The organism is Caballeronia sp. BR00000012568055 (genome assembly GCF_029439455.1).
GTDB lineage: Bacteria > Pseudomonadota > Gammaproteobacteria > Burkholderiales > Burkholderiaceae > Caballeronia.
Genome location: NZ_JAQFVG010000086.1, coordinates 1 through 4,020 on the forward strand (window position 1 = coordinate 1; position 4,020 = coordinate 4,020).

A 4,020-nucleotide genomic window follows, 5' to 3' on the forward strand; every position below is an offset into this window, starting at 1 on the left:
CTCGGAATTTATCTCACGGAGAATTCATAAGGTATACCGAAGATCATCGCGCGTGATTTTTCCGCCGGTCGATGTGGCTTCTTTTCATATGTGCGAGGAGAAGGAAGATTTCTATCTGACCGCTTCGCGCATGGTGCCGTATAAGAAAATCGATTTGATCGTTGAAGCGTTCGTGCATATGCCTGGGCGCAAGCTGGTCGTGATCGGCGATGGTCCCGATATGGCGAAAATACGCGCTAAAGCAGGGGCCAACGTCGAGATCATGGGGTATCAGCCGTTTTCGGTGCTGCACGAGAAAATGCGCCGCGCGAAGGCGTTCGTGTTCGCGGCGGAAGAGGACTTCGGCATTTCGGTCGTGGAAGCGCAGGCGTGTGGTACACCGGTGATTGCCTACGGCAAAGGTGGCGCGCTCGAAACCGTGCGCGATCTATCGCATGCGCAGCCCACGGGCATGTTCTTTCCGATGCAGACCGCAGACGCTATTGTCGATGCAGTCGATATGTTCGAGACAGGTGGCCTGGAATTTCGCGCGATAGATTGCCGCGATAACGCCGAACGCTTTTCGAATGAGCGCTTCAGAGAAGAGCTGCATCGGCATATTTCACGCGTAGCACCGCAATTTACGCTGCCGCCGTTGCAAATCGAAAGTACGAAGTCCGAAGAAAAGAGCGATTTGCGCGTGCTGGCGATGGATCAAAGCGGCGCGTTGGGCGGCGCAGAACTTTCCATGCTCGAATTCGTAAAGGGCATGCGTGGCGATGTACAAACCGTATTGTTCGATGACGGCCCTTTCCGCATAGCGCTGGAAGCGGTGGGCATCAAGGTCGATGTGCTCGACGGCAAAAGTCTGAGCGGTGTGCAGAAAGACGGCATGAAGATGCCCGGCGCGGGCATGGTCGGCGGCGTGCTCAAACTCTTGCGCGGCACGCTGGAAAAATCGCGCAACGCCGATGTGATCTACGTGAATACGCAACGCGCAATGGTGATCGGCGCGATCGCCGGATTGATTACGCGTCGGCCCGTAGTGTGGCATCTGCGCGATATCGTCAGTGAAGACCACTTCGGCCGCACGCAACTCGCCATCATCAAGTGGTGCACGAAACTGATGCTCGAACATGTGATTGCGAATTCGACCGCATCGGCAGCGGCGGTGACTGCGTTGACACGCTTGCGTGAGGAACGGTTGGATGTCGTGTTCAACGGCATTTCTGCCGAGCCGTTCATGAACCTCGAAATGGTCGCGCAACACGAACTGCGCGCGCGATTCGGCTTGCCGCAAGATGCGTTCTTAGTCGGTTGCTTTAGCCGTCTTGCACGCTGGAAAGGTCAACACGTATTGCTCGAAGCACTGCTCGAAGCGCCGACGATGCACGCGGTATTGGTCGGCGCGCCGCTCTTTGGCGAAGACGACTACGAGAAGGAGCTACGCGCGTTCGTGCTCGAACATAGTCTCGCGGATCGCGTGCATTTTCTGGGCTTCCAGGACGATATCGCTGCCTGTATGAAAGCGGTCGATGTCGTCACGCATACATCGATCATGCCTGAGCCGTTCGGGCGCGTGATTATCGAAGGCATGCTGTCCAAACGGCCCGTGGTGGCGACGCGCGCAGGCGGCGTGACCGATATCGTCAATGATGGCGAAAACGGCATTCTCTGCGCTCCCGGAGATGCAGCAGAACTCGCACGCGTGCTGGAAAAGCTTAAAGGAAATGCGCCGCTTGTGGACCGGCTGGTTGAACGTGGCTTCGAAAACGCCACCAGCCGGTTTGGAACTAAACAGTATGTGGAGAGCGTCGAGAAGATTCTGGAGGATGTGGCGGAGCGGAATAAGAAGCGGGGCAGTTGATTCTGGCTTTAAGAAATTAGCCGCCTTCAAGGGCGGCTTTTTTTTGACTATCGCTTAAGCTTCAACCTCGCAGACCATCCCATAGCGGGCCGCTCGACCAGGAAATAAAACCCATAAGCGACCACAACCGCACAAGCCGTAAATCCAAAACAAGCCCAAATCTCCATCTGCAAAGCCGAGCGAAACAGCACCGAAGCAAGCAGCACGAAAATCGGCAGATGCACGACATAGAGCGAAAAGCTGAACTCGCCTAGCCATGAAAACGCGCGCACAGACGCAGATTCGCGCATGGGTTTATCGAGTGCGCCGAAGAGATAAACGGCAAAGGCCAGCGCCCAAAGCTGAAACGCCGCATATTGCGCGATGCTGAACGCGCCGCATCCCGCCAACGCGATCAAAAGCGCGATCATGCCAGAGCGAACAGGCGCGCGAATGCCTTGCACTTTGGCTTCGGCGATCCACGCGCCGAGCGTCCATGAAAACCAATACGACGTGAAAATGACGATCAAATGCCGCTCAAACACAAGCGCCGAGAGGATATTCACAAGACCGACAAACACCAGCACGCCGCGCATGCCGACACGCCGCCGCAAAGCCAGCAACAGCGGATACACGAGATAAAACTGCACTTCGATGGAAAGCGTCCATAACGCGCCGTTCGATCCAAACGTCTTTCCCGCAATCCCTTGCAAGGAAAAAAGATTGACGAGAAACGCCTGCAAGTCGAACGGATTGATCTTGTGACTGACCGGCTCGAAGGTGGAACTAAGCGAATCCAGTGCAAAAGTCAGCACGAGAGCAGCAATCAATACCGGGCAAATCCGCGCAAAGCGCCGCATCAAAAAATTGCCGCTGTTTAAGGGCGTCAAAGGATCGGCGATCAGACGTCGGGCCATCGCGCGATGAATGCAATAGCCGCTGATGACAAAGAATATCGGCACGCCCGCCGATCCCCATGCGATCGGAAAAGTCAGATAGCTGATAACGGTATTCGCATCCCACGCGGGCGCTGCGCGATGAAATTGCTGCATGCCGACCCATGTCACCTGCCGGCAATGGAAAAATGCCACCAGCAGCGCCGCGATGCCGCGCCATGCGTTGATCGCGACGTCTTTGTTGTCGGCGGCGTTTAGAGGAAGCGTAGGTGAAGAGGCAGCCGCGCGCGGCTCGTAGACGGAAGAATCGCTCATCTGGAACCTTAAGAATGCTAAGACGGTGGCCCATCTTAGAGCACACGTAAAAGCACGCCTAAGCAAATAAATCGCCTAAAGGTGCGCTAAGACTGTGCATGCTTTAGCGCTCAATTCGTCCAATTATTTATCGATTTTTTTCCGTTACGCTGAGCCTTCAAATCAAGGCGAATGGATATCGATCATGGATATGCATGCAATTGCCGGCGTCGCTGTGCTGCTGGTGCTGGTCGCGGCGTCCGCTTATCGCGACGCATTGCGTAACGACCCTCTGAATCCGTTCCGCAAGCGCGGCGCGCATCGCTCGCCTGCATCGCATAACGACGAAGCGGACTGACGTATCGCTCGATGATGTACACCGGCCAGCAGAGCCGGATATCTGCGCGCACGAGTGGCGAAACTCCGCGCGTGGATAGTGACAACCCGGGGAACTACCAAAAACCGGTTTCGATCTGGAGGAAGCAGAAATGCTCAAGGTGACCAAGGCGGTATTTCCTGTCGCAGGTCTCGGCACCCGTTTTTTACCGGCGACCAAGGCCAGTCCTAAGGAAATGCTGCCAGTGGTCGATAAGCCTCTCATTCAATACGCGGTGGAAGAGGCCATCGCCGCAGGCATGACCGAAATGATATTTGTGACGGGGCGAGGCAAACGCGCCATCGAAGATCACTTCGACAAATCCTATGAACTCGAAGCCGAACTCGAAGCGCGCAACAAGGCGGTGTTGCTCGAAGCGGTGCGCGGCATCAAGCCTGCAAATGTTGATTGCTTTTACGTGCGGCAGCCGGCGGCTTTAGGCCTTGGACATGCCGTGCTATGTGCGGAGCGGCTCGTCGGCGGACAGCCCTTTGCAGTCATTCTCGCGGATGATTTGCTGCACGGCGAGCCGCCCGTGATGAAACAACTCGTCGAAGTATTCGATCATTACCATAGCTCGGTGATTGGTGTTGAACGCATCGCACGTGAGGATAGCGCTTCGTATGGCG

4 protein-coding genes are annotated in these 4,020 nt (G+C 55.9%); 3 read left to right on the plus strand and 1 reads right to left on the minus strand.

Features of this window, described 5'->3' with window-relative positions; all coding sequences use genetic code 11:
• Positions 1-1,846 (plus strand): glycosyltransferase (locus P7F28_RS05885; RefSeq protein ID WP_277183551.1); only part of this gene is annotated, 1,846 nt, incomplete at its 5' end.
• A 47-nt stretch (positions 1,847-1,893) separates the two neighbouring features.
• Here P7F28_RS05885 and P7F28_RS05890 read toward each other — a convergent pair.
• Positions 1,894-3,036 (minus strand): acyltransferase, encoded by a 1,143-nt coding sequence (locus P7F28_RS05890; RefSeq protein WP_277183552.1) that lies wholly within the window; start codon positions 3,034-3,036, stop codon positions 1,894-1,896.
• Between the two features lie 184 nt (positions 3,037-3,220).
• Here P7F28_RS05890 and P7F28_RS05895 point away from each other — a divergent pair, with 184 nt between their 5' ends.
• Both P7F28_RS05895 and P7F28_RS05900 read left to right on the plus strand, forming a co-directional pair.
• Positions 3,221-3,373, plus strand: a complete 153-nt coding sequence (locus P7F28_RS05895) for a hypothetical protein (RefSeq protein WP_277183553.1) — start codon at positions 3,221-3,223, stop codon at positions 3,371-3,373.
• Positions 3,374-3,503: 130 nt separating this feature from the next.
• Positions 3,504-4,020 (plus strand): UTP--glucose-1-phosphate uridylyltransferase (locus P7F28_RS05900; RefSeq protein WP_277183554.1); only part of this gene is annotated, 517 nt, incomplete at its 3' end.